Genomic DNA, 24,200 nt, shown 5'->3' on the forward strand with positions numbered 1-24,200 from the left:
CGCATGACGCTCTCCCTCGAGTCCGCCCTCGACGCCGACCTCACCGCCGTCGTGGCCGAGCAGCCCGACCCCCTGCTCTTCGCGACGGTCTCCGGCGCGCACCTGTACGGATTCCCGTCCCGTGACTCGGACGTGGACCTGCGCGGGGCGCACCTGCTCCCGGTGGACGCCCTGATCGGGCTGCGCGAGCCGGAGGAGACCCGCAGCCGGATGTGGGACCGGGACGGCGTCGAGATGGACCTCGTCACCCACGACCTGCGGAAGTTCGTCCGGCTGATGCTGCGCCGCAACGGCTACGTCCTGGAGCAGCTGACCTCCCCGCTCGTGGCGCACACCACGGAGACCCACGCCGAGCTGGTCTCGCTGGTGCCCGAGGTGCTCACCCATCACCACGCGCACCACTACCGGGGCTTCGCCGGGACGCAGTGGCGGCTCTTCGAGAGCAGCGGTGAACTCAAGCCGCTGCTCTACACCTACCGGGCGCTGCTCACCGGCATCCATCTGATGCGTGCGGGGGAGGTGCTGGCCCATCTGCCGACCCTGGTCGGCGAGGTGCCGGAGGCGCCCGCCCGGCTGCCCGACCTCGTCGAGGCGAAGGCGGCGGCCGAGCACGGGCCCGCGGAGGTGGTGGTCGAGGAGGTGCGGGCCGAGGTGGAGGCCCTGCACGGGGTGCTCGACGAGGCCCAGGCCGCGTCCGGTCTGGGGGAGACGGCGGTACGCGCCCACGATTTGCTGCACGACCTCGTCGTACGGGCCCGCCTGACCGCCTCCTAGAGCCCCGGGGAGCGGGTCGGATGCCGCCCGGGAGCGAGGCGCGGCGGGCGCGGATTCAGCTCTCGCTCAGGAGCGAGGCGCGGCGCGCGCGGATCAGGAAGTCCTGCACGCGCGCATGGTCCGGGGCCGCCGGGAGCGGGGTCGTGTCGTGGGCGCGGTCGGCCTCCTCCTGGAGGCGGTTCATCCAGGACTCGACCTCGGACCAGGCCACCTCGCCGCGCTTGACCGCGAGGAGCCGTTCGCGCTCCTCGCCGACGTCGATGCGGAGCTCGCCCGAGCGCAGCAGGTCGCGGCAGCTCGTCAGGAGCCGCAGCAGGTGCATGGCGTGCTTCCAGCGGGGGTGGCCGTACTGGCGCACGTCCGCGTCGAGCTTGCGGCGCTGGCCGCCGGCGTAGCGGACGAAGGTCTGGTGGGCCTGCCGGGACAGGAAGGCCCCGCGCAGCGAGACGAGTTCGCGGCCGAGGTCGTCGACGTGCTCGACCACGGGGGAGTGGAGGCACTCCAGGACGTTCGGGTTGTTGCGGAGCGCCAGCTCGCAGAAGCGTTCCAGCTCCCAGCTGAACTGCTCCTCGCCCGGCCCCTCCACATGGGCGGGGGGCTTGTCGAAGTGCCAGAACAGCGGCGTCGGGGCGAGGTAGACGCCCCGGACGTCGGTGTCGCTGTCCTCGGTCGCGAGACCGAAGGCGCGCGAGCCCATGACACAGGAGTAGATCGTGTGTGCGCGCACCAGCTCGTCCGGGGTCATGCGGGTCAGGCTACGCGAGGGTGATCGAGTCCCCCGAGACATCGATCCGCTCCGCCGGGAGCGGGCGGGTGGCCGGGCCCTTCGCCACCGAGCCGTCGGCGACGCGGAACCGGGAGCCGTGGCAGGGGCAGTCGATGGTGCCGTCCGCGACCTTGTTCACCAGGCAGCTCTGGTGGGTGCAGATCGCGGAGAACGCCTTGAACTCACCGGCGGTGGGCTGGGTGACGACCACCTTCGCCTCCTTGAAGACCGTGCCGCCGCCGACCGGGATGTCGGAGGTCTTGGCCAGGGCCTCTCCGGCGGGGGACGCGGCCGTGCTCGTCGCGGCAGGGGTGCCGGTCTCCGCCGGCGCGCCGGTACCGGTGGGGGCGTCCGGGGTGGCCGGGGCACTGGAGGCCGTACCGCCGTCCCCTCCGCCGTCCGAGCCGCAGCCCGTCGTGAGGGCCGCGGCGGCGAGCAGGACGGTACGGCGGTTCGTGACGCGTGAAGTCATACGGCCAGCTTGGCGCCGGGCCGCCGCCGGGTCCGGCAACACGCCCTACATCCCGTCCGGAAACTCCCGCCTGGCCCGGCGGGCGGACGGCGCCGCCTTCCGACACGGCCTAGCCCCAGCGACTCAGCTCCCTCGCACGGCCGTCCCCGTCCCCGTCCCGCAGCACCTCCAGGACCGAGGTCACCGCCTCCCGCTCGACCGGCCCGTACACGTGCGGGAACAGCGTCCCGCCCGAACCCTCCCAGCGGACCTCCCCGGCCAGCCGGGCCTCGTCGATCACCAGGACCAGGAGCGGCCCCGCCACGTCCCGGTAGTGCACGTCGGCGATCAGGAGGGCCGCCGCCTCGTCCGGCGAGCAGTGGACGAAGCCCTCGGCGGCGAGGGACGACGGGGCGTAGGGGCCATCGGGGGCGGCGGACCAGTCGGTCAGCGGTACGACGTGCAGCAGCATGCCGACCTTTCTACCGCGCCGCCCCACCGTCCCGGCGCCTACCCCGAGTGGCGGAGCACCCCGGTCCGGGTGACATTGGGCCTGTTCCGACCCGGACGAAGGGCAGGACCATGGCGGGACACGACCTCGGCAGCCTCCTCGGAGGCTCCGGCGGACGGAGCGGCGGCGGAGCGGGCGACATCCTCGGCGCCCCGCTCGGTGCCCCAGGGCTCGCTGGAGGACATCATCCGCCGGCAGCGGCTCTGACCGCCCCGCGCGCGCCCGCCGGCCGTCTCGGAGGGCGGGCGCCGCGACGCCCCGCCCCCACCGCTGACTAGGCTGAACGGAGCACTGACGCAGGCGAAGGAGCACGACGTGGCGGTACGAGCGGTCCGAGGCGCCGTCCAGCTGGAGCGGGACGAGGCCGGACACATGAGCGAGCGGGTCGAGGAGCTGATCACCGCCGTCCTCGAACGCAACGGGCTCGGCGCCGACGACCTCATCAGCGTCTGGTTCACGGCCACCCCCGACCTCCACAGCGACTTCCCCGCCGCCGCGGCCCGCCGTGTCGGCATCGTCGACGTCCCCCTGATCTGCGCGCAGGAACTCGACATCGAGGGCGCCATGCCGAGGGTCGTACGGCTCCTCGCCCACGTCGAGACCGAGCTGCCCAAGTCCCGGATCGCGCACGTCTACCTCGGCGCCGCGGCCGCCCTGCGCAAGGACATCGCCCAGTGAGAACAGCGCTCGTCATCGGCACCGGACTGATCGGCACCTCCGCCGCGATCGCCCTCGCGGGCCGGGGCGTCACCGTCCACCTGCGCGACCACGACCCGGTGCGCGCCCGCACGGCGGCCGCGCTCGGCGCGGGCACCGACGAGGCACCCGGGGGACCCGTGGACCTCGTCATCGTCGCCGTGCCCCCGGCGCACGTGGCCACCACCCTCGCCGAGGCCATGGAAGCCGGGCTCGGCCGCGGCTACCTGGACGTCGCCAGCGTCAAGGGCGGCCCCAAGCGGGAGCTGGAGGCGCTGGGCCTCGACCTCACCGCGTACATCGGCACCCACCCCATGTCCGGCAAGGAACGCTCGGGCCCGCTCGCGGCCACCGCCGACCTCTTCGAGGGACGGCCCTGGGTCCTCACGCCGACCCGCGACACCGACACCGAGGTCCTGAACCTCGCCCTGGAGCTCGTCGCGCTCTGCCGGGCCGTCCCCGTCGTCATGGACGCCGACGCCCACGACCGGGCGGTCGCCCTGGTCTCCCACACCCCGCAGCTGGTGTCGTCGATGGTCGCCGCCCGCCTGGAGGAGGCCGACGAGTCCGCCGTACGCCTCTGCGGGCAGGGCATCCGCGACGTCACCCGGATCGCCGCGTCCGACCCGCGCATGTGGGTGGAGATCCTCTCCGCCAACCCCGGCCCCGTCGCCGACGTCCTCTCCGGCGTCGCCGCCGACCTCGACGAGACCGTGCGCGCCCTGCGCTCCCTGCAGTCCGCCGACGAGGACAAGCGGAGGGACGGCGCCTCGGGCGTCGAGGACGTCCTGCGCCGCGGCAACGCCGGCCGCTCCCGTGTCCCCGGCAAGCACGGCGCCGCCCCCACGGTCTACGAGACCGTCGCCGTCCTCATCAGCGACCAGCCGGGCGAGCTGGCCCGCATCTTCGCCGACGCGGGGCGCGCGGGGGTCAACATCGAGGACGTCCGCATCGAGCACGCGACCGGGCAGCAGGCGGGTCTGGTCCAGCTGATGGTGGAGCCCTCGGCGGCCCCGGTCCTCGGCGCGGCCCTGCAGGAGCGGGGCTGGGCGCTGCGTACGAGCTGAGGCGTCTCTCCCACGCTGGTGCTGGGGCGCCGGGTACGAGCCGGCGCCTCCGCGCCCCGCGGTGGCGGCGGAGCGCCGCCCACTGGGCCGAAAGGGTGCCGGGGACTCGGTAACCTTGTGGAGGTCCCCGCATCCGCGCCGGGTCCCGCCCCTCACCCCCAGGAAGGTGTTCCCACCGTGGAATCCGTGATCGTCGCCATCGACGGGCCCTCCGGCACGGGCAAGTCCAGCACCTCGAAGGCGGTCGCCGCCAAGCTGGGGCTGAGCTACCTCGACACCGGCGCCCAGTACCGGGCGATCACCTGGTGGATGATCAGCAACGGCGTGGACGTCACCGACGCGGAGGCCGTGGCCAACGCCGCAGGCAAGCCGGTCATCGTCTCCGGCACCGACCCGGCCCGGCCCACGATCACCGTCGACGGAGCGGACGCCTCCGGCCCCATCCGTACCGAGGAGGTCACCTCCAGGGTCAGCGCCGTCAGCGCCGTCCCCGAGGTGCGGGCGCTCATCACCGAGCTCCAGCGGACCATCGCCAGGAGCTCCGAGGTCGGCATCGTCGTCGAGGGCCGGGACATCGGCACCACCGTCCTGCCCGACGCCGACCTGAAGATCTTCCTCACCGCCTCGCCCGAGGCCCGTGCCGCCCGCCGCTCCGGCGAGCTCAAGGGCGCCGACGTGCACGCGACGAAGGAAGCCCTGATCAAGCGGGACGCGGCCGACTCCAGCCGCAAGACCTCCCCGCTCGCCAAGGCCGACGACGCCGTCGAGGTCGACACCACCGACCTCACCCTGGACCAGGTCATCGAGTGCGTCGTCACCCTGGTGGACGAGAAGCGGGCGGCCGTCAAGTGACCGTGCCCTCCCAGAGGGGCGCCGCCGTCGGCAGACGCATCGGCATCGGGCTGATGTACGGCTTCTGGAAGCCGCGCGTGCTCGGCGCCTGGCGGGTGCCGGCCTCCGGCCCCGTCATCTTCGCCGTCAACCACGCGCACAACATCGACGGCCCCATGCTCATGGGCACCGCCCCGCGTCCCGTGCACTTCCTCATCAAGAAGGAGGCGTTCGTCGGACCGCTCGGCAGCTTCCTGGAAGGCATCGGGCAGCTCAAGGTGGACCGCGACAGCACGGACCGCAAGGCGATAGGCGACGCCCTGGGCGTCCTGGAGCGGGGCGGCGTCCTCGGGATCTTCCCCGAGGGCACCCGCGGCGACGGTGACTTCGCCTCGCTCCGCGCGGGCCTGGCCTACTTCGCCCTCCGCAGCGGCGCGCTGATCGTCCCGGTCGCCGTCCTGGGAAGCACCGAGCGCCGAGGACGGTTGGTGAAGGCACTGCCTCCGTTGCGCGGACGTGTCGACGTCGTCTTCGGCGACGCCTTCGAAGCGGGGGACGGCTCCGGCCGGCGCACCCGCAAGGCGCTCGACGAGGCCACCGTACGAATCCAGGGGAAGCTCACCGACCACCTGGAAAACGCCAGGCGCCTCACCGGGCGCTGAGCGAGACTCTCAGTAGTGGGCCCCGCGGCCCGGGGACCCACCGACCACGAATGATCAAGGAACGGACTTCATGAACGACCAGCACGACCACGGGGCACTTGGCGACGCCGAGTACGCGGAGTTCATGGAGCTCGCCTCCGAAGAGGGCTTCGACGCCGAAGAGGTCGAGGGCGCGATCGAGGAGGCCGGCCACGGCCCCCTCCCCGTCCTCGCCGTCGTCGGCCGTCCGAACGTCGGCAAGTCGACCCTGGTGAACCGCATCATCGGCCGCCGTGAGGCCGTCGTCGAGGACAAGCCGGGCGTCACCCGCGACCGCGTCACCTACGAGGCCGAATGGGCCGGGCGCCGCTTCAAGATCGTCGACACCGGCGGCTGGGAGCAGGACGTCCTCGGCATCGACGCCTCCGTCGCCGCCCAGGCCGAGTTCGCCATCGAGGCCGCCGACGCCTGCCTCTTCGTCGTGGACGCCACCGTCGGCGCCACCGACACCGACGAGGCCGTCGTCAGGCTGCTCCGCCGCGCCGGGAAGCCCGTCGTCCTCGCCGCGAACAAGGTCGACGGCCAGTCCGGCGAGGCCGACGCCTCCATGCTCTGGTCCCTGGGCCTCGGCGAGCCGTTCCCCGTCTCGTCGCTGCACGGCCGGGGCACCGGTGACCTCCTCGACGAGGTCCTCAGCAAGCTGCCCGAGGCCCCCGAGCAGCGCTTCGGCAACGCCGTCGGCGGCCCGCGCCGCATCGCCCTCATCGGCCGTCCGAACGTCGGCAAGTCCTCCCTCCTGAACAAGGTGGCCAACGAGGACCGCGTCGTCGTCAACGAGCTGGCCGGCACCACCCGCGACCCCGTCGACGAGCTCATCGAGCTCGGCGGCGTGACGTGGAAGTTCGTCGACACCGCCGGCATCCGCAAGAAGGTCCACCTCCAGGAGGGCGCGGACTACTACGCCTCCCTGCGGACGGCCGCGGCCGTCGAGAAGGCCGAGGTGGCCGTCATCCTCATCGACACCACCGACAACATCTCGGTCCAGGACCAGCGCATCATCACGATGGCGGTCGAGTCGGGCCGCGCCATCGTCATCGCCTACAACAAGTGGGACGAGCTCGACGAGGAGCGCCGCTACTACCTCGAGCGCGAGATCGAGACCGAGATGCAGCAGGTCGCCTGGGCGCCCCGGGTCAACGTCTCCGCCAAGACCGGCCGCCACATGGAGAAGCTGGTCCCGGCCATCGAGACCGCCCTCGCCGGCTGGGAGACCCGCGTCCCCACCGGTCGGCTCAACGCCTTCCTCGGTGAGATCGTCGCGGCCCACCCGCACCCGATCCGCGGCGGCAAGCAGCCCCGCATCCTCTTCGGCACCCAGGCGGGCACCAAGCCGCCCCGGTTCGTGCTCTTCGCCTCGGGCTTCCTGGAGGCCGGCTACCGCCGCTTCATCGAGCGCCGCCTCCGCGAGGAGTTCGGCTTCGAGGGCACCCCGATCCACATCTCGGTACGCGTGCGCGAGAAGCGCGGCCGCAAGAAGTAACACCGTGTGGCACCCCCGCGGGGACCACATGGCGGAGGGCCGGGGCGTGATGCGCGCCCCGGCCCTCCGCCGTTCCCCCGGTCCTCCCCCGACGACGCCTCTCAGAAGCCCCTGCGGGGCCCCGGCGGAAGCGCCGGCTGTGTGTGCGCGGGGGGATGCCGCGCCGACCACGCCGCCGGATGCGCCGCCGTGTACCGCTGCCCCTGCCCCTGCCCGTACACGCCCGTGCTCATGGCCGTACCGAAGGCCCGGAAGGTCAGCCCCTCCTCACCGCTGCGGTCACCCGGCAGCGTGCGGAACGACCTCCGGTACTCCGAGTACAGGGCGTCGTAGATCGGCGTGGGCGAAGGCCCCGCCGCGACGTCCTGCGCGGGGCGCATCGAAGGGATCTGACTCGGATACGGCTGGGGGAAGGGGTCGTATGCGTGCACGTAGGTGCCAACGACACCGCCGCCCGTCGGATGCGGGCGGCTCTCCGAAAGCGACGCCCGCCGGGGACGCGGCACGGTCGGGGCACGCCGCCCCGCGGAGCCCGAGGGCACCGCCGGTACGCCGGGGACCCGCGTCCACCCTATGCCCGGCCGGCCCTCGTCCATCAGGTACCGGCCAGCGGCATCGCGGCGGCGACCAGGCGCCCGTTCGCCGCGGCCTTCTCCAGCGCGTCGCGCAGCAGGTCCTCGCGCGGCTGCTGGCCGATGGAGCCCACCGGGGCGGCGAAGACCAGCACCGTGTGCGACTTGTTGGCCGCCGCGCGCCAGCCCTCGGTGACCTGGAGCGGCTGGTGCGCCTGCCACCAGGCGGCCTGACCGGCGCCGCCGGGACCCGGCTGGAGGACGGAGTGCAGCTGGCCCATGGCGACCAGGACCGACCAGCCCGGCAGCACCGCCGGCTTCGCGTTCAGGTCCATGATCTGCTGGAAGCCCTGGTCGGCCAGGAGCGGCAGGAACTCGTCGGTGAGACCGTCCGAACCCGGACGGGCCACCGGGGCGGTCGGCTCCACGACCAGGGCCGGGTGCAGCTCGCCGTCGATCAGGACGAGACCGCTGGTGACCCCGAGCACGGCCTGCTCGGGGTGGGCGGCGGACAGCGCGTCGGCGGCGTCCGAGGCCGTGATCGAGGCGACGGCGCCCTGCAGCTGCTCCTCGGCGACCCGGACGACCTGCGACGGAATGCAGCTGGCGTGGGCGAACGCGAGGACCGCGGTCTCGTCGCCGACGAACAGCACCGTGCTGGTGCGCTCCTGCTCGGAGTCCCCCTGCGTGCGGCAGGAGGTGCAGTCGTAGCTGCCCGGGGCGTTGTCGCCGGCGAGCAGCCGGTCCGCTTCTTCGTCGCCGATCTCGGCGCGTACGTCCTCGCTGACGTCGAGCATGCGCGGCACGGGGGGCTCCCTGGACTCGGTACGGGGGGACGCCGGGCTGTTCCCGGTCGCCTCATGCCGAGTTCAACGGGTCAGGCTCGGCCGGGGTCACGCGCGGAAGCGAGGCAAGTTGCCACCGGCTCGTGCGGACGGCCGGGTGACTCCGACCGGGTGGGGTGTGAACAGTGTTCCGCGCGGCACGGGGCGGGGGTGCCGGAGGGCTGCCTAGCCTGCCTCGATGTCGAAGATCCGATTTTGGACAACCGGTTCCCTCGTGGCGGCGTCCACCGCCGCGCTGCTGACCCTGTCCCCGGCCCCCGCCCGGGCCGCGGACCTGCCCGAGGGGCCCCGGAACACGGCCGCCGTGCTCCAGGACCTCTCCGACGGGCTGCGCGCGGCCGCCGCCGTGCCCTCCTACCCGTGTGCGAAGGACCAGTGGCCGTGGGGCTGCGTCGCCGAGTGCGAGAGCAGCGGGAACTGGCACATCAACACCGGCAACGGCTTCTACGGCGGACTCCAGTTCTGGCACCCGACCTGGGTCGAGTTCGGCGGACAGAAGTACGCCCTGCGCGCCGACCTGGCGACCCGGCAGCAGCAGATCACCATCGCCGAGGAGGTGCTCCGCACCCAGGGGTGGGGGGCCTGGCCCGTCTGCTCCAAGCGGTACGGGCTGAGCGGCCGCGTCCACACCGTCCAGAGCGGCGACTCGCTCAGCTCCATCGCCCGCCGCTTCGGGACCAAGGGTGGCTGGAAGGCGCTCTACGCGGCGAACCGGAGCCTGATCGGGGCGGACCCGAACCGGGTCGTCGTCGGCATGATGCTGCGGCTCGACCCGCTCTGACCCGGAACACCCGCCCGTCCGGGGGCGGTCGGCGGAGCGGCCGGGGACGGGCGACCTGACGGAGAACCGGGCGCCCGTCCCCGGCCCGGCCTCCGCCCGTGAGCACCCGCCCTTCCCCGGCAGTACAGTCGAGCGACCGATCAACTGACCGGGGGGAACCGGCAGCTACGATGCGCATCTCCTTTCTGCTCCACAACGGCTACCACTACGGCGGCACGATCCGGACGACGTTCACCCTCGCCGAGGAACTGGCGGAACGTCACGAGGTCGAGATCGTCTCGGTGTTCCGCCACCGCGACCGCCCGCTCCTCGGCCTGCCCTCCGGGGTGACGCTGCGCCACCTCGTCGACCTGCGCGAGGACAGCCCCGGATACGACGGCGACCACCCCGACTTCCACCGCCCCGCCGAGGTCTTCCCGCGCGGCGACGGACGGTGGAAGCAGTACAGCGCCCTCACCGACGCCCGCATCGGGGAGCACCTGCGCGGAGTGGAGGCCGACGTCCTCGTCGGCACCCGCCCCGGGCTCATCGCGCACCTCACCCGCCAGGCCCGGCGGGGGCCGGTCCTCGTCGGTCAGGAGCACCTGATACTGGACGGTCACAGCTACCGGCTGCGCCGGGACATCGGCCACGAGTACGCGCTCCTCGACGCCGTCACGACCGTCACCGAGGCGGACGCCCGCGCCTACCGGAAGCTGGGGCTGGCCGGCGTACGGATCGAGTCCGTGCCCAACAGCGTGCCCGCGCCCCCGGTGGGACCCGCCGACCCCGCGGCGAGGACCGTCGTCGCGGCCGGCCGGCTGACCCGCGTCAAGCGGTACGACCTGCTGATCGACGCCTTCGCGGAGGTGGCCGCCGACCATCCCGACTGGAAGCTGCGGATCTACGGCACGGGTGACGCCGTCCAGGACGTCAAGGCGCCGCTGGCCCGGCAGATCAAGGACCGGGCCCTCGGCGAGCGGGTCTTCCTCATGGGCTCGGTGACCCCGCTCGAACCGGAGCTGGTCAAGGGCTCGATCGCCGCCGTGACCTCGCAGCGCGAGTCCTTCGGCATGACCATCGTCGAGGCGATGCGCTGCGGGCTCCCGGTGGTCTCCACCGACTGCCCGCACGGGCCGCGCGAGATCATCGAGGACGGGGTCGACGGGCTGCTCGTGCCGGTCGACGACGTGGCCGCGTTCGCCCGGGCGCTGCGCCGGCTGGTCGAGGACGAGGAGCTGCGCGCCAAGACGGCGCGGGCGGCGCTCGCCGCGTCCGAGCGCTTCGACCCGGCCCGGATCGCGGCCCGGCACGAGGCGCTCTGGGCGGAGCTCGTGGAGCGGGGCGCGAGCCGGCGCACCCATCCGCAGGGCCGGGTGACGCTCCATCGCGGGGTCGGCCGGGCCGTCGACGCGGTGTACGCCCTGAAGGCGAGGGTCGGCAGGCTGGTCCGCCGCTTCCGCTGACACCGGGGGCCGCGCCGGGGGCACCGGGGGCGGAAGTCTCCGGGATCGAGGACAGAAGTCGTCCGCGAGGGCTGGCAGACTCGGCGCCATGTTGGAGACCTCCGCACGGCTCTTGCGTCTGCTCTCGCTGCTCCAGGCCCACCGGGAATGGTCCGGCGCCGCTCTCGCCGACCGGCTCGGGGTCACGCCCCGCACGGTGCGGCGGGACGTCGACCGGCTGCGGGAACTCGGGTACCCCGTGAACGCGAGCCCCGGTACCGGCGGCGGGTACCAGCTCGGCGCCGGTGCCGAGCTGCCGCCGCTGCTCCTCGACGACGAGGAGGCCGTGGCGGTCGCGGTCGGCCTGCGCACCGCCGCCGGGCAGGGCGTCGAGGGCATCGGCGAGAGCTCCGTACGGGCCCTGGCCAAGCTGGAGCAGGTGCTCCCCGGACGGCTGCGGCGCCGGGTGAGCGCCCTGAACGCCTTCACCGTGCCGATGATGCGCACCCCGCGCGAGCGGATCGACCCGGCCGTGCTCACCGAGCTCGCCAACGCCTGCCGGGACACCGAACGGCTGCGTTTCGAGTACCGCGACCACGGCGGGGCCGCCAGCCGCAGGACCGTCGAGCCGCACCGGCTGGTGTGCAGCGAACGGCGCTGGTACCTGGTGGCCTGGGACGTGGACCGGGCCGACTGGCGCACCTTCCGGGCGGACCGGATCGCGCCGACCCCGCCGCACGGCCCCCGGTTCCCGCCCCGCGAGCCGCCCGCCGAGGATCTGGCCGCCTATGTGGCGAAGGGAGTGTCCACCGGCGCGTACGCGACCGAGGCGACGATCCGGCTGCACGTGCCGCTCGCCGAGGCCGCCGCGGCCGTCGGCGCCGCCGACGGCGTCCTGACCGCGGACGGGGAGGACGCCTGCCTGCTGCGCACCGGCGCCCACAGCCTCGACGTGATGGTGATCCACGTGTCGCTGATCGGCTTCGAGTTCGAGGTGCTCGATCCGCCGGAGCTGGTCGAACGGGTCCGGGCGCTCAGGGACCTTCTGTCCCGGTCCCTCGACCGGTCGGCCGGTGCTCCGGCGGAGGGCTCGTGATCCGCGTCCGCTCGTAGGCCGCGAACTCAGGGTGGTGCAGGTCGAAGGCGGGTGCCTCGGAGCGGATCCGGGGCACGGCGTCGAAGTTGTGGCGGGGCGGCGGGCAGGAGGTCGCCCACTCCAGGGAGCGGCCGAAGCCCCAGGGGTCGTCCACGTCGACCTTCGTCCCGTACCGGGTGGTCCGCCACACGTTGTAGAGGAACGGCAGCGTGGAGGCGCCGAGGAGGAAGGCGCCGATGGTGGAGAGGGTGTTGAGGGCGGTGAAGCCGTCCGCCCGCAGGTAGTCGGCGTACCGCCGGGGCATGCCCTCCGCGCCGAGCCAGTGCTGTACGAGGAAGGTCAGGTGGAACCCGGTGAAGAGGGTCCAGAAGTGGACCTTCCCGATCCGCTCGTCGAGCATCCGGCCGGTGAACTTGGGCCACCAGAAGGAGAAGCCGGCGAAGGTGGCGAAGACGACCGTGCCGAAGACCGTGTAGTGGAAGTGGGCCACCACGAAGTACGAGTCGGTGACGGCGAAGTCCATCGGCGGCGAGGCGAGGATCACGCCGGTGAGGCCGCCGAAGAGGAACGACACCAGGAAGCCGACGGACCACAGCATCGGGGTCTCGAAGGAGAGCGATCCCCGCAGCATCGTCCCGGTCCAGTTGAAGAACTTCACCCCGGTGGGCACCGCGATGAGGAACGAGAGCAGGGAGAAGAAGGGCAGCAGCACCGCGCCGGTCGCGAACATGTGGTGGGCCCAGACGACGGCCGAGAGGCCGGTGATCGTCATGGTGGCGGCGATCAGCGTCGCGTACCCGAAGATCGGCTTGCGGGCGAAGACCGGGATGATCTCGCTGACGATCCCGAAGAACGGCAGCGCGATGATGTAGACCTCGGGGTGGCCGAAGAACCAGAAGAGGTGCTGCCAGAGCAGGGCGCCCCCGTACTCGGGCTGGAAGACGAGGGTGCCGAGGCGCCGGTCCGCCTCCAGGACGAGCAGCGCCGCCGCGAGCACGGGGAAGGCGAGGAGCACCAGGATCGCGGTGAAGAGCACGTTCCAGGTGAAGATCGGCATCCGGAACATGGTCATGCCCGGTGCCCGCATCCCGATGATGGTGGCGAGGAAGTTCACCGAGGCCAGGATGGTGCCGAAGCCGGAGAGGGCGAGGCCCATGATCCACAGGTCGACACCGACGCCCGGTGAGCGCTCCAGGCTGTTGAGCGGGGCGTAGGCGGTCCAGCCGAAGGCGGCCGGGCCGGACGGGGTGAGCAGCGAGCCCAGCACCATGAGGCTGCCGAAGAGGAACAGCCAGTACGAGAACATGTTCAGCCGCGGGAAGGCGACGTCCGGCGCGCCGATCTGCAGGGGCACCAGTTCGTTGGCGAAGCCGGCGAAGGTGGGTGTGGCGAAGAGCAGCAGCATGATCGTGCCGTGCAGGGTGAAGGCCTGGTTGAACTCCTGGTTCGAGACCAGCTGCAGCCCGGGGCGGGCCAGCTCGGCCCGCATCAGCATCGCCAGGATTCCGCCGACGAGGAAGAAGACGAACGAGGTCACCAGGTAGAGGTGGCCGATCTTCTTGTGGTCGGTGGTGGTGAGCCAGTCGATCAGGACCCGGCCCTGCTGCTGCCGGGTCGATTCGACGGTCGCGGTCGCTGTCCCGACACCCATCCCGTTGCCTCCGCCTCGCCGTCGTCCCGGCTCCGCGTCTCCGGGCGTTCGGACAGCGTAAGCATTGTGTAAGGGAACAGTGAGCGGCTCGCGTGCGCGTCGCCGAGACAATTCGGGGCGGGCGGTGCGGGAGGCGGGAATTACCCGCGCCCTATCGCCGCTTCCGCTTCCTTCGTACGAACTGCTGGATGTCGTTCGGAATTACTGGAGAAGCGGCTGGAAACGGTCCCTCCGAGTGACGGGGGGCATGCCAAACATATGTCGAGAACTTGTGACACAAGCGTGACCGCGAAGGGACTAACGTGAGGGTCATGGCACCCAGATCGCGCACTCCCGAACCGCCCCGCGACCGCCCCGAGTCCTATGTGGGCCTCGACGCGGAGGACGCCGCACGCCTCGCCAGGACACGGGGCTGGAGCACCGTCAGGTCGCTGCCGCCCGGCGCGATCGTCACCATGGAGTACCTGGTCGGACGCGTCAACTTCGAGGTCGAGGACGGCACGGTCACCCGCTGCTGGGTGGGCTGAGGGCTCACGCGAGAGCCCGGGGCGCATCGTGGCCGAGCACGCGGAAGGGCCCCGGCCGACATCGGCCGGGGCCCTTTCCCGTACGTGAGGGGCGCGCTCGCGGTCAGCCGCGGGCCGCCGGGGCGCGGTGGGCGGCCACTCCCACCTTCTCCCTGGCCGGCTCCTCCGACCCGGCCGGACGCGGCGGGAAGAACCCCGGTCGCGGACCGCCCGAGGCCACGGGCAGCGAGGGCACCAGGCGGCGACGGTCCCGCAGCCGGTCCCGTACCCGGTCACGCACGGCAAGGATCCACGACTCCGCCACGGCGATGACCGGCTCGCACCAGGGCAGCGCCAGGAGGACGAGAAGCCCGGCGGCCCAGCCCAGGAGCACGTCGCTCAGCCAGTGCGTGCCCAGGTAGACGGTGGTGAGTCCGACACCGAGCGCGACCACGGCCGAGAGCGCCGACAGATAGCGCCGGGCCCGCGGGGTGGTCGCCAGGTAGGCGAGGATGCCCCAGGTCACGACCGCGTTGGCGGTGTGACCGGAGGGGAATATGTCGCCGCCCGCGAAGAGCTCGGCGGAGCCGACCTGGGTCGCGTAGTGGGGTCCGAGGCGGCCTAGTCCGAGCTTGACCGCGCCGACCGAGACGTTGAGCAGCAGAAGAGCGGCGCCGAGACAGAGCAGTGGCCGCAGGGTGTGCTGGCGCCAGGAGCGCCAGCCCAGCCATGCGGCCACCATGACGGCCGTGGGGCCGCGCTGACCGAGGACGACGTAGTAGTCGAGGAAGCCGTGGATCTCCGGCCACTGCTGGTAGGGCCGGAAGAGCATGATCTTCCAGTCGAGGGTCACCAGCCACGTCGAGAGCAGCACGGCGACGACCATGACGAGATAGAACGCCGACGTCCCGCCGAAGAGGGCGAGACGCGTGCGGGTCATCCGCGGGACCTCTATCTTCGGCGGTTCCGGCTCCCGGTCCAGCCGGGCAAAGATGTCGGTACGCACCCAATCGACGTTACAGGGAGTGAGAAGCCGACCCGGTCGATCCGGTCCCTTCGTGATGTTGATGTGATGTGGAGTAGGTCTCAGTGGCCGTCCTATTTCAGGCGTCCGTCGGGAAATCCGATGACCTTCGGCTCTATTGCGGGAGGGGTGATTCCGGAAGGGTGTTTGAATGCCGGGGAATTGCCTCAAACGCGCGTCCGTACGGAATTCCATGCGACGCGCGGGGCCGCCCGAGTGGCGTACGCCACACCGCGAGCCCCGCCGGGGTGAGAGCTGCACCACGCGCTCGGGGCTTGAACTCGCGTACGCTGACGGCTCACTCGCCCGTCGATGCCGGGCCGCCCCAGGGGCATAAGCCCTGGTCGGGGCCTGCCGAGCGCGAGAGCTTCACCGGGAGGTACGTACATGTCGCGGACGAACACGGCCCAGGGACGACCCCGTGCCGCAGCCGAAGGCGGAGCCAACCGCTGGGTCGTCCTTGTCGTCCTCTGCGTCAGCCTCCTCCTGGTCGCCCTCGACGCGACCATCCTCCACGTCGCCGTCCCCTCGCTCACCGAGGACCTGCGCCCCAGCTCCACCGCGCTGCTCTGGATCGTCGACGCCTACCCCCTGATCTGCGCCTCGCTCCTGATCCTCTTCGGCACCCTCGGGGACCGGGTCGGGCGGCGCAGGATCCTCCTCCTCGGCTACGCGCTCTTCGGCATCGCCTCGGCGGTCGCCGCGCTCGCCACCGAACCCTCGGTCCTCATCGCGGCCCGCGCGCTGCTCGGCGTCGGCGGCGCCATGATCATGCCCGCCACGCTCTCCATCCTCCGGGCGGTCTTCCCCGACCGGAGGGAGCGCGCCACCGCCATCGGCATCTGGACGGCGGTCGCCGCGATCGGGGCCGCCGCCGGACCGGTCCTCGGCGGCTTCCTCGTCGAGCACTACTGGTGGGGCTCCGTCTTCCTCATCAACATTCCGCTGATGGCGCTGATCCTGCCGCTCGGCCGCCGCCTCCTCCCCGAGTCCCGGGGCGCCACCGACGGTCCCTGGGACGTCCTCGGCGCGCTCATGGCCGCCGCCGGTGTGCTCGGCTGCGTCCTCGGGGTCAAGCGCGCCGGAGTCGGCGACCCGCTCCTCGCCCTCCCGACCGCCGGGCCGCTGCTCCTCGGCGCCGCGCTCCTCGTCCTCTTCGTACGACGGCAGAAGCGGCGCTCCCACCCGCTGATCGACATGCGGCTCTTCTCCCGGGCGGCCTTCACCACCTCGGTCGGCTGCATCGTCCTCGCCATGCTGGCCCTGGTCGGCCTGGAGCTCATCGCCGTCCAGTACCTCCAGCTGGTCCTCGGCCTCAGCCCCCTGGAGACCGGGCTCCGGCTCCTGCCGCTGACCTTCGCCGCCATGGCCGCCGGCGCCACCGGCTCGTACACCCTGCGCAGGATCGGACCGCGCCGGATGGTCGGCTGGGGCTTCGTCCTGACGGCCGCCGCCGTGCTGCTGCTCACCTTCATGGGGCAGCACGACCGGCCGCTGCTGCTCACGGTGGGCTTCGTCCTGCTCGGCTTCGGCCTGCAGACCACGCTCTTCTCGGCGTACGAGTCGATGCTCAGCGAGGCGCCGCAGCGGAGCGCGGGCGGCGCGGCCGCGATCGGCGAGACCTCGTACCAGCTCGGCGCGGGCATGGGCATCGCCCTGCTCGGCAGTGTGATGAACGCGGCCTACGCCCCCGGGCTCGCCGCGGTCCCCGGGGTGCCCGAGGAGGCGAGCCGGGCCGCCGCGAACTCGCTCGGCGAGGCCTATCAGGTCGCCGACCAGCTCGGCGGCGCGGCCGGCGGCGCTCTGCACCAGGCCGCCCGGCACGCCTTCGTGGACGGGCTGCACCACACGCTCTTCGTGAGCGCCGGGCTGCTGCTCCTCGGCGCGGTGATGGCGCGGCGGCTGCCCCGGGTGATGGAGTGCCCGGTGGATCAGCAGGAGAGCGCCGAGGCGGTCGAGGTCGTCGGGGCGGGCGGGACCGTCGAGGCGGGGAAGGTGTCCGGGGCGGCGGTGTCCGCCGAGGCGTTCGAGCCGGGGCCCGCGGAGCTCTCCGCACGCGCCGAACCGTCCGAGCCGCGGGTGCCGGCGACCCGGGAAGCGATCGAGTCCGCCGGCTCGCGGCGTCCGGTGCGCTGACCCGGCCCCTCGGGGGCCCGGCCGGGATCGGCGGGACCCGCTCAGCTCTGGTTGAAGAATCCGTCCCGCGGACGCCGATGCGTCTCGCCGGTGACGATCCGGGTGTCGGCGGGGGTCAGCAGGAAGACCCGCGTCGCCACGCGCTCGATCGAACCGCGCAGACCGAAGGTGAGACCGGCGGCGAAGTCGACCACGCGCTTGGCGTCGTCCGGCTCCATCGCGGTCAGGTTCACGATCACCGGAACACCGTCCCGGAAGAGCTCGCCGATGCCCCGGGCGTCCCGGAAACCGTCGGGGGAGACGGTGGCGATCCGGCGGCCCCGCTCCTCGGCGGTGTCCGTGGCCACCCGGACCCGGGGGTCCGTCACCCAGGCGTCGCCGCCCTCGGCACCGTCGGCGTACTCGTCGTCGTAGTAACGCTCGTCGTTGTCCTCGACGAGTCCCAGCCAGGCACTGGCCTTGCGCACCGATCCCATGGACGCCTCCTTTCAGCGCGGTCACTTGTGGTTCCGCATTTCCCTATCGTCCTTCATCATGCGGATCGCGCGCCAAGTGGATAGTCGGCGCGCAGAGGATTCGTGACGGTACTGGTGCAGAACGTGAGCACCGTTTGCTGGCGATTCGTCAGGAAACTTACGGTATGCGGGGCCTGAGGGAGGGCCATGTAGCTGAAAATATGAAAGTCGTGCCGGAAGGGTGACGATGGGCGCGTACGGGTGAACGGACCGCTCGCTACGATGCCGCGAGGCCGCCCGGCGGCCCTTCACGCGGCCCAGGCCCAAGACTCACGGGGGAGTCCTTGTTCGGAATCGTCAGACCCTGCACCCATCGGCTCACCGAGGGACTCAAGGTCGAGTGGATGGCCCACCTCTGCGGCCTCTGCCTGGCACTCCGCGCCGACCACGGGCAGTTCGCCCGGGTCGTCACCAACTACGACGGGCTCATCGTCTCGGTCCTGACGGAGGCTCAGACCGGCGCGGTGGCGAGCGGACGGCGCACCGCCGGACCCTGCCCGCTGCGGGGGATGCGGACCGCGCCCGTGGCCCGCGGCGAGGGCGCCCGGCTCGCCGCCGCCGTCTCGCTCGTCCTCGCCTCCGCGAAGGTCCGGGACCACGTCGCCGACCGGGACGGCCTGTTGGCCCGGCGGCCCGTCGCCGCCGCGGCCCGCCGGGTCGCCCGCTCCTGGGACAGGGCCGGAGCCAGGACCGGCCGCGCCCTCGGCTTCGACACCGCCGTCCTCGTCGACGCCGTCGACCGCCAGACCGGGATCGAGGCCCTCGCCGGGCCCGGCACCTCCCTGCTCGCCGTCACCGAACCGACCGAGACCGCGACCGCCGCCGCCTTCGCGCACACCGCCGTCCTCGCCGGACGGCCCCGGAACATGGAGCCACTCGCCGAGGCGGGCCGGCTCTTCGGCCGCCTCGCCCACCTCCTGGACGCCGTCGAGGACCAGACCGTCGACGCGGAGGCCGGAGCCTGGAACCCGCTCACCGCGACCGGCACCTCCCGCGAGGAGGCCCGCCGGCTCGCCGACGACGCGCTGCACGGCATCCGTCTCGCATTGAAGGACGCCGAGTTCACCGACGGCACCCTGGCCCACGTCCTGCTCGCCCACGAGCTGCGGAGCTCGGTGGACCGCGCCTTCTCCACGACGACCTGCGCGCACGGGACGCCGGGACCGGGGCAGGGGCCCGTGCCGGGCAACCCGTACGCCGGAGGGGGCGGGGCCCCCGGGCCGTACGACCCCTACGGGGGCGGCGGGAACCCGTACGGGGGCGGCGCCGGCGGACCGGGCGGGCCGGTTGGAGGCGGCGGGCCGGGCGGGCCCGGTGGGCCTCCGCCGCAGTTCGGTGGCGGAGCCCCGCAGGCCCCCAAGCCTCGCGGCTTCCTCGCCGGGTGCGCCATGTTCACCTGGCTCTTCTGCACCTGCCGGATCTGCTGCGCCAAGGAGTACGAGGGGCCCTGGTCCCGCAAGAAGCGCGAGGGCTGCTGCCAGAACTGCGACTGCGGCAACGGTGACTGCGGCGGCTGCGACTGCTGCTGCCCCTGCGACTGCTGACAACCCGTCGGCCCGGCGGAGGTCCGTCCCCGCCGGGCCGACGGGCCCGCGTCGCCGCTACTTCTTCGGCGCCGGGATCTCCGGAGGCGAGATCCGCGACGTGGCGATGCCCGAGGCCTCCACGCCCCACTTCCTCAGGATCCGGTCGTACGTCCCGTCCGCCTTCAGACCGTTCACCGCGGCCTGGAAGGCGGGCGCGAGCGTGGTGCCCTTCTTGAAGGCGAAGCCGACGTCGAGTCGCCGGTACTCGTTGAGGAACTTCACGTTCTTCTGCTGCGTCACCGCGTACCGCAGACCGTTGATCGTGTTCATCACGACATCGCTGCGGCCCTGCTGGAGCGACATCCAGACCGCCCCGGTCTCGCTGAAGACGTTCACCTCGTACGGCTTCTTGCCGCTCGCGGCGCAGCGGTCCTTGTTCGCCTCCAGGGTCCGCTCGAAGGTGGTGCCCGCGTTCACGGCCACCTTCAGGCCGCACAGCTGCGTGAGGTCGGTGACCGCCGTCAGCGGGCTGTCCGCCCGGCTCGCGAAGCCCTGACCGTCGTTGATGTACGTCACGAAGTCGATGACCTTGCGCCGCTCCTCGGTCACGCCGAAGTTGCCGGTACCGACGTCGTACTTGCCGCTGCCGAGCGCCGGCAGGATCGCCTCGAAGCCGACCACCTCGCGCTTCAGCTCCAGACCGAGCGACTTCGCCACGGCCGCCGCGAAGTCGGCGTCCACTCCCACGACGGTCTTGCCATCGGGCAGGTAGGTCGAGCTGGGCGGGGTGGCGACCGAGGAGGCGATCGTGAAGCTGCCCCGCTGCCGGACGTCGGCGGGGAGCAGCTTCGCCGCCGCCTCGTTCTTCCCGACCCCCGACACCACGTCCTCGGTCGGGAGCGCGCCCTTCGCGGCGCCCGGGGCGCCCGACGCCCCGGCCGGGGCCGTCGCGGGGTCGCCCCCGGAGCAGGCGGTGAGGACGAGGGCGGCGCCGGTGATGAGGGCGAAGGCGAACGTGGTGCGTGCGGTGCCGGGACGCGTGCGCGTGGTCATGGCTTCGGGTTCTCCAGGAATTTCTCGAACGGCAGCGGGCCGATCGATTCGGGATCGGCGGACACGTCGAAGAGCGGGCGGTAGCCGCTCGCCAGGTAGAGGCCCCTGGCCTCCGGCTGACGCGGTCCGGTCGTGAGGTAGATGCGGGAGTAGCCACGGGTGGCGGCCTCCCGTTCGAGCACGGTCAGCACGCGCCGGGCGAGTCCCCGCCTGCGGTGCGCCGAGTGGGTCCAGATCCGCTTCAGTTCGGCGGTGTCGTCGTCGTAGCGGCGGTACGCGCCGCCCGCCACCGGCCGGCCCTGCTCCAGGAGGAGCAGGAAGGCGCCGTGGGGAGGGGCGAACTCCTCCGCCGGGTAGCGGCTCAGATCGTGCGCGGAGCCGTACCGGGTCGTGTACTCGTGCGCCAGCTCGTCGAGGAGCGGGCGCGCCAACGGGTCGTCGGCCGTGGTCCTGCGCACGGACAGCGCGGACTCACGGCTGGGCGTGAGAGGCATGTGTCTCTTTCGGGCGAAGAGAACGAGGAGAGACGAGAGCGAGGAAGGCTGAGAACGAGGGGAGTTCTGAGGCTCAGTGCCGCGCAGGTGAAGGAGCCACGGAGGACGTCATGAAGGACGCCCCGGGCAGGGGTGCGCACAAGGGAGGAACAGGCGAAGACGCAGAGGGTCGGCTCAACAGGAAGAGGACCACACGCGACCGAAGTCGATGTGGGAGCGCGTGACCAGCTGCTGCGAATGCATGGCCTCAGTGGAACAGGCATCCGTTTCCCCGTCAACCATGATGAGACGAACGGCTCATATTCCGGACGGACTTGACAAGCCTCCGCTCGACGGCCGTAGCCTCACAGGGCGGACATCGGGCTGAGGGGCCCGCATCCGCGCTCATGGCCCGCCGTGCGTGTGAAGGCGCACTCCCGGACGAACGCCTCCGTGCGTTCCCGGTGCACTCCCGGACGGACGCCCCGCGCGTTCCCCGTGCACTCCCGTGTTCGATCCGCCCCCTGGCATCCACGGAGCCTTCGCATGTCGACACCCCTCGCCACCCTCAGCAAGACGGCCGCGGCCCCGCCGCCGGCCGAACCGCCCCTCCGTGTCGTCCCCACCCGCCGCGCCGGGCAGTGGACCGCCGCGGGCCTCGTCCTCGTCCTGCTCGCGCTCGGCCTCGTCTCGGTGGTCCGCAACAAGGCCTTCCAGTGGGACGTGGTCGCCGAGTACTTCACCTCCGCGTCCGTCCTGCGCGGCCTCGGCCTCACCCTGTGGCTGACCGCCCTCGTCATGGCGCTCGGCTTCGTCCTCGGCACCCTGCTCGCCGTCCTCAGACTCTCCGACAACCCCGTACTGCGTGCGGTGAGCTGGGGGTACGTCTGGTTCTTCAGATCCACGCCGATCCTCGTCCAGCTGCTCTTCTGGTTCAACATCGGCGCGCTCTACCCGCAGATCCTCGGCGTGAACACGGTCAACCTCCTCGGGCCCGTCTCCGTCGCCGTCATCGGCCTCACCCTGCACGAGGCCGCCTACGCCGCCGAGGTCGTCCGCGGCGGCATCCTCTCCGTCGACCGCGGCCAGATCGAGGCCGCCGAGTCCCTCGGGCTCGGCCGGTGGCGCCGGCTCTCCCGGATCGTGCTGCCCCAGGCCATGCGCGCCATCGTCCCACCGGCCGGGAACATGCTGATCGGCACCCTCAAGGGCACCTCGATCGTCTCCGTGATCGCCGTCCAGGACCTGCTCTACTCGACGCAGCTCGTCTACCACCGCACGTACGAGGTCATCCCGCTGCTCCTCGTCGCCACGCTCTGGTACGTCGCCGTCACCTCGGTCCTCAGCCTCGGCCAGTACTACGTCGAGCGGTACTACGCCCGCGGCACGGCCGGTGCCCGATGAGCGTCCACCCGTCGATCGTCATCGTGGGCGCCGGGCCGCGGGGGACCGGCTTCCTCGAACGGCTCGCCGCCAACCTGCCCGAGGTCTACGGCGACGGCCGCCTCGACATCCACCTCGTCGACCCGCACCCGGCCGGCCCCGGCCGCATCTGGCGCACCGAACAGTCCCCGCTGCTCTGGATGAACTCCCAGGCCGAGGACGTCACCATGTTCACCGACGAGACCGTCGAGCTGCGGGGCCCCGTCCGGCCCGGGCCCACGCTCGCCGAATGGGCCGGCATCGACGGCCGCACCTTCCCCACCCGCCCCCAGCAGGGCGCCTACCTGCGCTGGGTGTACGAACGGGCCCTGGCCGCCCTGCCCGCCACCGTCACCGTCCACGAGCACCGCACCACCGCCCTGCGCGTCGGCGGCCCCCGCGAGGGACGCCAGCGGGTCTGGCTGGAGGGCGACGCCGTGCCCCTCCCCGCCGACCTCGTCGTCCTCACCATCGGCCACCTCGACGCCGAACCCGACCCGGAACAGCGGTCCCTGGCCGACTTCGCCGCCCGCCACGGCCTCCTCCACCTGCCGCCCGACTTCACCGCCGACACCGATCTCGACGCCCTGCCCGCCGGCGAACCCGTCCTCGTCCGCGGCTTCGGACTCGCCTTCGTCGACCTGATGGTGCTGCTCACCGAGGGCCGCGGCGGACGGTACGAGGGCGAGGGCGACACGCTCGTCTACGTCCCCTCCGGCAAGGAGCCGGTGCTGCACGTCGGATCGCGGCGGGGAGTCCCGTACCACTCGAAGATCGGCTACGCCCTCGACGGCGAACGGCCCCCGCTGCCCCGCTTCTTCGGCACCGAGCAGACCGACGCCCTGCTGCGGCGGAACGGACCCGTCGACTTCCGGCGCGACGTATGGCCCCTCATCGACAAGGAACTCGGCTGGGCCCACTACCACCGGCTCTTCTCCACCCACCCCGAGCGGACCACACTCGCGTGGAGCGACTTCGAGCGGGCCTACGAGCAGGCACCGCCGCGCGGGGCCGAACTCGCCGCACTGGTCGCCGCCGCCGTCCCCGACCCGGCCGACCGGCTCGACCTGGACGCCCTCGACCACCCCCTGGACGGTGTCCGCCACGCCTCGGGGGAAGACCTCCAGCAGGGCCTGCGCGACTACATCACCGCCGACCTGACCCGACGTCACGACCCGTCCCACAGCTCCGACGCCGCCGTCTTCGCCGGACTGCTCTCCGTCTACGGCCAGCTCCTGAGGCTCGGGAACCGCGTCGACCCCGGCGTCTGGTGGCACGGCTTCTTCAGCTACCTCGCCTCCGGACCGCCCGGACCCCGGCTCCACCAGCTCCTCGCCCTGTCCCGGGCCGGCGTCGTCCGCTTCCTCGGCCCGCAGGTCACCGTCGAGACCGACGAGGAACACGGACTCTTCCGGGCCGCGTCCGCCGCCGTACCGGGGGAGTGGACCGAGGCCCGCGCCCTGGTCGAGGCGCGGCTCCCCGACCCCACCCTCGAACTCACCGGCAGCCCCCTCCTCCGCGCCCTGCACGAGGAGGGCGCGCACGCCACCACCAGCGGACTCCTCGTCGTCGACCCCGTCGACAGCCGGGTCCTGGAGCGTGACGGACGCCCGCACCCGCGCCGCTTCGCGCTCGGCCCGCACACCACCGCCCGGGCCGGCACGGCCTTCACCCGGCCCCGTACCGGCGGGGTCGCGTTCGGGCAGAACGACGCCACCGCACGGGCCGCGCTGACCTTCCTGCGCGACCAGGAGTGTCGTATCCCGGCCCCGCTGAGCGCCTGACCCACGCCGCACCTCCGGCAGCCCGGCCCACGCCGCCCCCTTCGCCGCCCGACCCTCGCCGCACCTCCGGCAGCCCGGCCCACGCCGCCCCCTTCGCCGCCCGACCCTCCGTCGC

24 protein-coding genes are annotated in these 24,200 nt (G+C 72.6%); 14 read left to right on the plus strand and 10 right to left on the minus strand.

Annotated features, from left to right (window positions below):
* Window positions 1–3 precede the first annotated feature (3 nt).
* Window positions 4–774 carry a nucleotidyltransferase domain-containing protein gene (locus tag ACRRSS_RS10025; protein WP_435970864.1) on the plus strand — a complete coding sequence of 257 codons (771 nt, stop codon included), beginning with the start codon at window positions 4–6 and terminating at the stop codon, window positions 772–774.
* A 55-nt stretch (window positions 775–829) separates the two neighbouring features.
* On the opposite strand, the gene ACRRSS_RS10030 is transcribed toward ACRRSS_RS10025, so the two are convergent.
* The 3 genes from ACRRSS_RS10030 to ACRRSS_RS10040 form a co-directional block, all read right to left on the minus strand.
* Entirely contained in the window at window positions 830–1,519 is a 690-nt protein-coding gene (locus ACRRSS_RS10030) for a nucleotidyltransferase domain-containing protein (RefSeq protein WP_435970865.1), read from the minus strand.
* Between the two features lie 10 nt (window positions 1,520–1,529).
* Window positions 1,530–2,012: a Rieske (2Fe-2S) protein gene (locus ACRRSS_RS10035; protein ID WP_435970866.1), complete on the minus strand. Its 483-nt coding sequence runs from the start codon at window positions 2,010–2,012 to the stop codon at window positions 1,530–1,532.
* Window positions 2,013–2,121: 109 nt separating this feature from the next.
* Window positions 2,122–2,463 (minus strand): DUF952 domain-containing protein, encoded by a 342-nt coding sequence (locus ACRRSS_RS10040; protein WP_435970867.1) that lies wholly within the window; start codon window positions 2,461–2,463, stop codon window positions 2,122–2,124.
* 354 nt (window positions 2,464–2,817) lie between these two features.
* On the opposite strand from ACRRSS_RS10040, the gene aroH reads away from it, so the two are divergent.
* The 5 genes from aroH (at window position 2,818) to der (ending at window position 7,277) form a co-directional block, all read left to right on the plus strand.
* A complete protein-coding gene (gene aroH, locus ACRRSS_RS10045) occupies window positions 2,818–3,180 on the plus strand; it encodes a chorismate mutase (protein WP_435970868.1) in 363 nt (120 codons plus the stop codon).
* Window positions 3,177–4,265 carry a prephenate dehydrogenase gene (locus tag ACRRSS_RS10050; protein ID WP_435970869.1) on the plus strand — a complete coding sequence of 363 codons (1,089 nt, stop codon included), beginning with the start codon at window positions 3,177–3,179 and terminating at the stop codon, window positions 4,263–4,265. Before aroH ends, ACRRSS_RS10050 begins: the two co-directional genes overlap by 4 nt.
* A 177-nt stretch (window positions 4,266–4,442) precedes the next feature.
* Window positions 4,443–5,117 carry a (d)CMP kinase gene (gene cmk / locus ACRRSS_RS10055; protein WP_435970870.1) on the plus strand — a complete coding sequence of 225 codons (675 nt, stop codon included), beginning with the start codon at window positions 4,443–4,445 and terminating at the stop codon, window positions 5,115–5,117.
* On the plus strand, window positions 5,114–5,758 hold the full coding sequence (locus ACRRSS_RS10060) for a lysophospholipid acyltransferase family protein (RefSeq protein WP_435970871.1): 645 nt from the start codon (window positions 5,114–5,116) through the stop codon (window positions 5,756–5,758). Before cmk ends, ACRRSS_RS10060 begins: the two co-directional genes overlap by 4 nt.
* Before the next feature lie 70 nt (window positions 5,759–5,828).
* Window positions 5,829–7,277, plus strand: a complete 1,449-nt coding sequence (gene der / locus ACRRSS_RS10065) for a ribosome biogenesis GTPase Der (protein WP_351909388.1) — start codon at window positions 5,829–5,831, stop codon at window positions 7,275–7,277.
* Window positions 7,278–7,378: 101 nt separating this feature from the next.
* On the opposite strand, the gene ACRRSS_RS10070 is transcribed toward der, so the two are convergent.
* Together ACRRSS_RS10070 and ACRRSS_RS10075 are read right to left on the minus strand one after the other, a co-directional pair.
* Entirely contained in the window at window positions 7,379–7,657 is a 279-nt protein-coding gene (locus ACRRSS_RS10070; protein ID WP_435970872.1) for a hypothetical protein, read from the minus strand.
* 215 nt (window positions 7,658–7,872) lie between these two features.
* Window positions 7,873–8,655, minus strand: a complete 783-nt coding sequence (locus ACRRSS_RS10075; RefSeq protein WP_435970873.1) for a hypothetical protein — start codon at window positions 8,653–8,655, stop codon at window positions 7,873–7,875.
* Window positions 8,656–8,872: 217 nt separating this feature from the next.
* Here ACRRSS_RS10075 and ACRRSS_RS10080 point away from each other — a divergent pair, with 217 nt between their 5' ends.
* The 3 genes from ACRRSS_RS10080 (at window position 8,873) to ACRRSS_RS10090 (ending at window position 11,995) form a co-directional block, all read left to right on the plus strand.
* Window positions 8,873–9,475 (plus strand): transglycosylase family protein, encoded by a 603-nt coding sequence (locus tag ACRRSS_RS10080; protein ID WP_435970874.1) that lies wholly within the window; start codon window positions 8,873–8,875, stop codon window positions 9,473–9,475.
* A gap of 170 nt (window positions 9,476–9,645) precedes the next feature.
* Window positions 9,646–10,920, plus strand: coding sequence for a glycosyltransferase family 4 protein (locus ACRRSS_RS10085; RefSeq protein WP_435970875.1), 1,275 nt, complete (start codon window positions 9,646–9,648; stop codon window positions 10,918–10,920).
* A gap of 88 nt (window positions 10,921–11,008) precedes the next feature.
* Entirely contained in the window at window positions 11,009–11,995 is a 987-nt protein-coding gene (locus ACRRSS_RS10090; protein WP_435970876.1) for a helix-turn-helix transcriptional regulator, read from the plus strand.
* Here the strand turns inward: ACRRSS_RS10090 and ctaD are convergent.
* Window positions 11,934–13,646: an aa3-type cytochrome oxidase subunit I gene (gene ctaD / locus ACRRSS_RS10095; RefSeq protein WP_435970877.1), complete on the minus strand. Its 1,713-nt coding sequence runs from the start codon at window positions 13,644–13,646 to the stop codon at window positions 11,934–11,936. The genes ACRRSS_RS10090 and ctaD overlap by 62 nt on opposite strands.
* Before the next feature lie 311 nt (window positions 13,647–13,957).
* Between ctaD and ACRRSS_RS10100 the strand changes: the two genes are divergently transcribed.
* Window positions 13,958–14,173, plus strand: coding sequence for an I78 family peptidase inhibitor (locus ACRRSS_RS10100; RefSeq protein WP_435970878.1), 216 nt, complete (start codon window positions 13,958–13,960; stop codon window positions 14,171–14,173).
* 103 nt (window positions 14,174–14,276) lie between these two features.
* On the opposite strand, the gene ACRRSS_RS10105 is transcribed toward ACRRSS_RS10100, so the two are convergent.
* A complete protein-coding gene (locus ACRRSS_RS10105; RefSeq protein ID WP_435970879.1) occupies window positions 14,277–15,092 on the minus strand; it encodes a phosphatase PAP2 family protein in 816 nt (271 codons plus the stop codon).
* A gap of 471 nt (window positions 15,093–15,563) precedes the next feature.
* On the opposite strand from ACRRSS_RS10105, the gene ACRRSS_RS10110 reads away from it, so the two are divergent.
* The gene (locus ACRRSS_RS10110) at window positions 15,564–17,312 is read left to right on the plus strand and encodes an MFS transporter (protein ID WP_435970880.1); all 1,749 of its coding nucleotides are present in this window, start codon (window positions 15,564–15,566) and stop codon (window positions 17,310–17,312) included.
* A gap of 41 nt (window positions 17,313–17,353) precedes the next feature.
* On the opposite strand, the gene ACRRSS_RS10115 is transcribed toward ACRRSS_RS10110, so the two are convergent.
* Entirely contained in the window at window positions 17,354–17,788 is a 435-nt protein-coding gene (locus tag ACRRSS_RS10115) for a cell division protein SepF (RefSeq protein WP_435970881.1), read from the minus strand.
* A gap of 323 nt (window positions 17,789–18,111) precedes the next feature.
* Between ACRRSS_RS10115 and ACRRSS_RS10120 the strand changes: the two genes are divergently transcribed.
* The gene (locus ACRRSS_RS10120) at window positions 18,112–19,371 is read left to right on the plus strand and encodes a DUF5685 family protein (RefSeq protein WP_435970882.1); all 1,260 of its coding nucleotides are present in this window, start codon (window positions 18,112–18,114) and stop codon (window positions 19,369–19,371) included.
* Window positions 19,372–19,428: 57 nt separating this feature from the next.
* On the opposite strand, the gene ACRRSS_RS10125 is transcribed toward ACRRSS_RS10120, so the two are convergent.
* Together ACRRSS_RS10125 and ACRRSS_RS10130 are read right to left on the minus strand one after the other, a co-directional pair.
* Window positions 19,429–20,406, minus strand: coding sequence for an ABC transporter substrate-binding protein (locus tag ACRRSS_RS10125; protein WP_435970883.1), 978 nt, complete (start codon window positions 20,404–20,406; stop codon window positions 19,429–19,431).
* A complete protein-coding gene (locus ACRRSS_RS10130) occupies window positions 20,403–20,900 on the minus strand; it encodes a GNAT family N-acetyltransferase (protein WP_351900108.1) in 498 nt (165 codons plus the stop codon). The genes ACRRSS_RS10125 and ACRRSS_RS10130 overlap by 4 nt, the downstream gene beginning before the upstream one ends.
* Before the next feature lie 525 nt (window positions 20,901–21,425).
* Here ACRRSS_RS10130 and ACRRSS_RS10135 point away from each other — a divergent pair.
* Both ACRRSS_RS10135 and ACRRSS_RS10140 read left to right on the plus strand, forming a co-directional pair.
* Window positions 21,426–22,283 carry an amino acid ABC transporter permease gene (locus ACRRSS_RS10135; protein ID WP_435970884.1) on the plus strand — a complete coding sequence of 286 codons (858 nt, stop codon included), beginning with the start codon at window positions 21,426–21,428 and terminating at the stop codon, window positions 22,281–22,283.
* On the plus strand, window positions 22,280–24,085 hold the full coding sequence (locus tag ACRRSS_RS10140) for an FAD/NAD(P)-binding protein (RefSeq protein WP_435970885.1): 1,806 nt from the start codon (window positions 22,280–22,282) through the stop codon (window positions 24,083–24,085). The genes ACRRSS_RS10135 and ACRRSS_RS10140 overlap by 4 nt, the downstream gene beginning before the upstream one ends.
* Window positions 24,086–24,200: the final 115 nt, after the last annotated feature.

It is taken from the genome of Streptomyces sp. Qhu_M48 (genome assembly GCF_051305195.1).
GTDB lineage: Bacteria > Actinomycetota > Actinomycetes > Streptomycetales > Streptomycetaceae > Streptomyces.

Excerpts from the sequence above, each read along its gene's own strand:
- ACRRSS_RS10025 (WP_435970864.1), top strand. The coding sequence starts at position 4 with ATGACGCTCTCCCTCGAGTCCGCCCTCGACGCCGACCTCACCGCCGTC.
- ACRRSS_RS10030 (WP_435970865.1), bottom strand. The coding sequence starts at position 1,519 with ATGACCCCGGACGAGCTGGTGCGCGCACACACGATCTACTCCTGTGTC.
- ACRRSS_RS10035 (WP_435970866.1), bottom strand. The coding sequence starts at position 2,012 with ATGACTTCACGCGTCACGAACCGCCGTACCGTCCTGCTCGCCGCCGCG.
- ACRRSS_RS10040 (WP_435970867.1), bottom strand. The coding sequence starts at position 2,463 with ATGCTGCTGCACGTCGTACCGCTGACCGACTGGTCCGCCGCCCCCGAT.
- der (WP_351909388.1), top strand. The coding sequence starts at position 5,829 with ATGAACGACCAGCACGACCACGGGGCACTTGGCGACGCCGAGTACGCG.
- ACRRSS_RS10070 (WP_435970872.1), bottom strand. The coding sequence starts at position 7,657 with ATGCGCCCCGCGCAGGACGTCGCGGCGGGGCCTTCGCCCACGCCGATC.
- ACRRSS_RS10080 (WP_435970874.1), top strand. The coding sequence starts at position 8,873 with ATGTCGAAGATCCGATTTTGGACAACCGGTTCCCTCGTGGCGGCGTCC.
- ACRRSS_RS10085 (WP_435970875.1), top strand. The coding sequence starts at position 9,646 with ATGCGCATCTCCTTTCTGCTCCACAACGGCTACCACTACGGCGGCACG.
- ACRRSS_RS10090 (WP_435970876.1), top strand. The coding sequence starts at position 11,009 with ATGTTGGAGACCTCCGCACGGCTCTTGCGTCTGCTCTCGCTGCTCCAG.
- ctaD (WP_435970877.1), bottom strand. The coding sequence starts at position 13,646 with ATGGGTGTCGGGACAGCGACCGCGACCGTCGAATCGACCCGGCAGCAG.
- ACRRSS_RS10100 (WP_435970878.1), top strand. The coding sequence starts at position 13,958 with ATGGCACCCAGATCGCGCACTCCCGAACCGCCCCGCGACCGCCCCGAG.
- ACRRSS_RS10105 (WP_435970879.1), bottom strand. The coding sequence starts at position 15,092 with ATGACCCGCACGCGTCTCGCCCTCTTCGGCGGGACGTCGGCGTTCTAT.
- ACRRSS_RS10110 (WP_435970880.1), top strand. The coding sequence starts at position 15,564 with ATGTCGCGGACGAACACGGCCCAGGGACGACCCCGTGCCGCAGCCGAA.
- ACRRSS_RS10115 (WP_435970881.1), bottom strand. The coding sequence starts at position 17,788 with ATGGGATCGGTGCGCAAGGCCAGTGCCTGGCTGGGACTCGTCGAGGAC.
- ACRRSS_RS10125 (WP_435970883.1), bottom strand. The coding sequence starts at position 20,406 with ATGACCACGCGCACGCGTCCCGGCACCGCACGCACCACGTTCGCCTTC.
- ACRRSS_RS10130 (WP_351900108.1), bottom strand. The coding sequence starts at position 20,900 with ATGCCTCTCACGCCCAGCCGTGAGTCCGCGCTGTCCGTGCGCAGGACC.
- ACRRSS_RS10135 (WP_435970884.1), top strand. The coding sequence starts at position 21,426 with ATGTCGACACCCCTCGCCACCCTCAGCAAGACGGCCGCGGCCCCGCCG.
- ACRRSS_RS10140 (WP_435970885.1), top strand. The coding sequence starts at position 22,280 with ATGAGCGTCCACCCGTCGATCGTCATCGTGGGCGCCGGGCCGCGGGGG.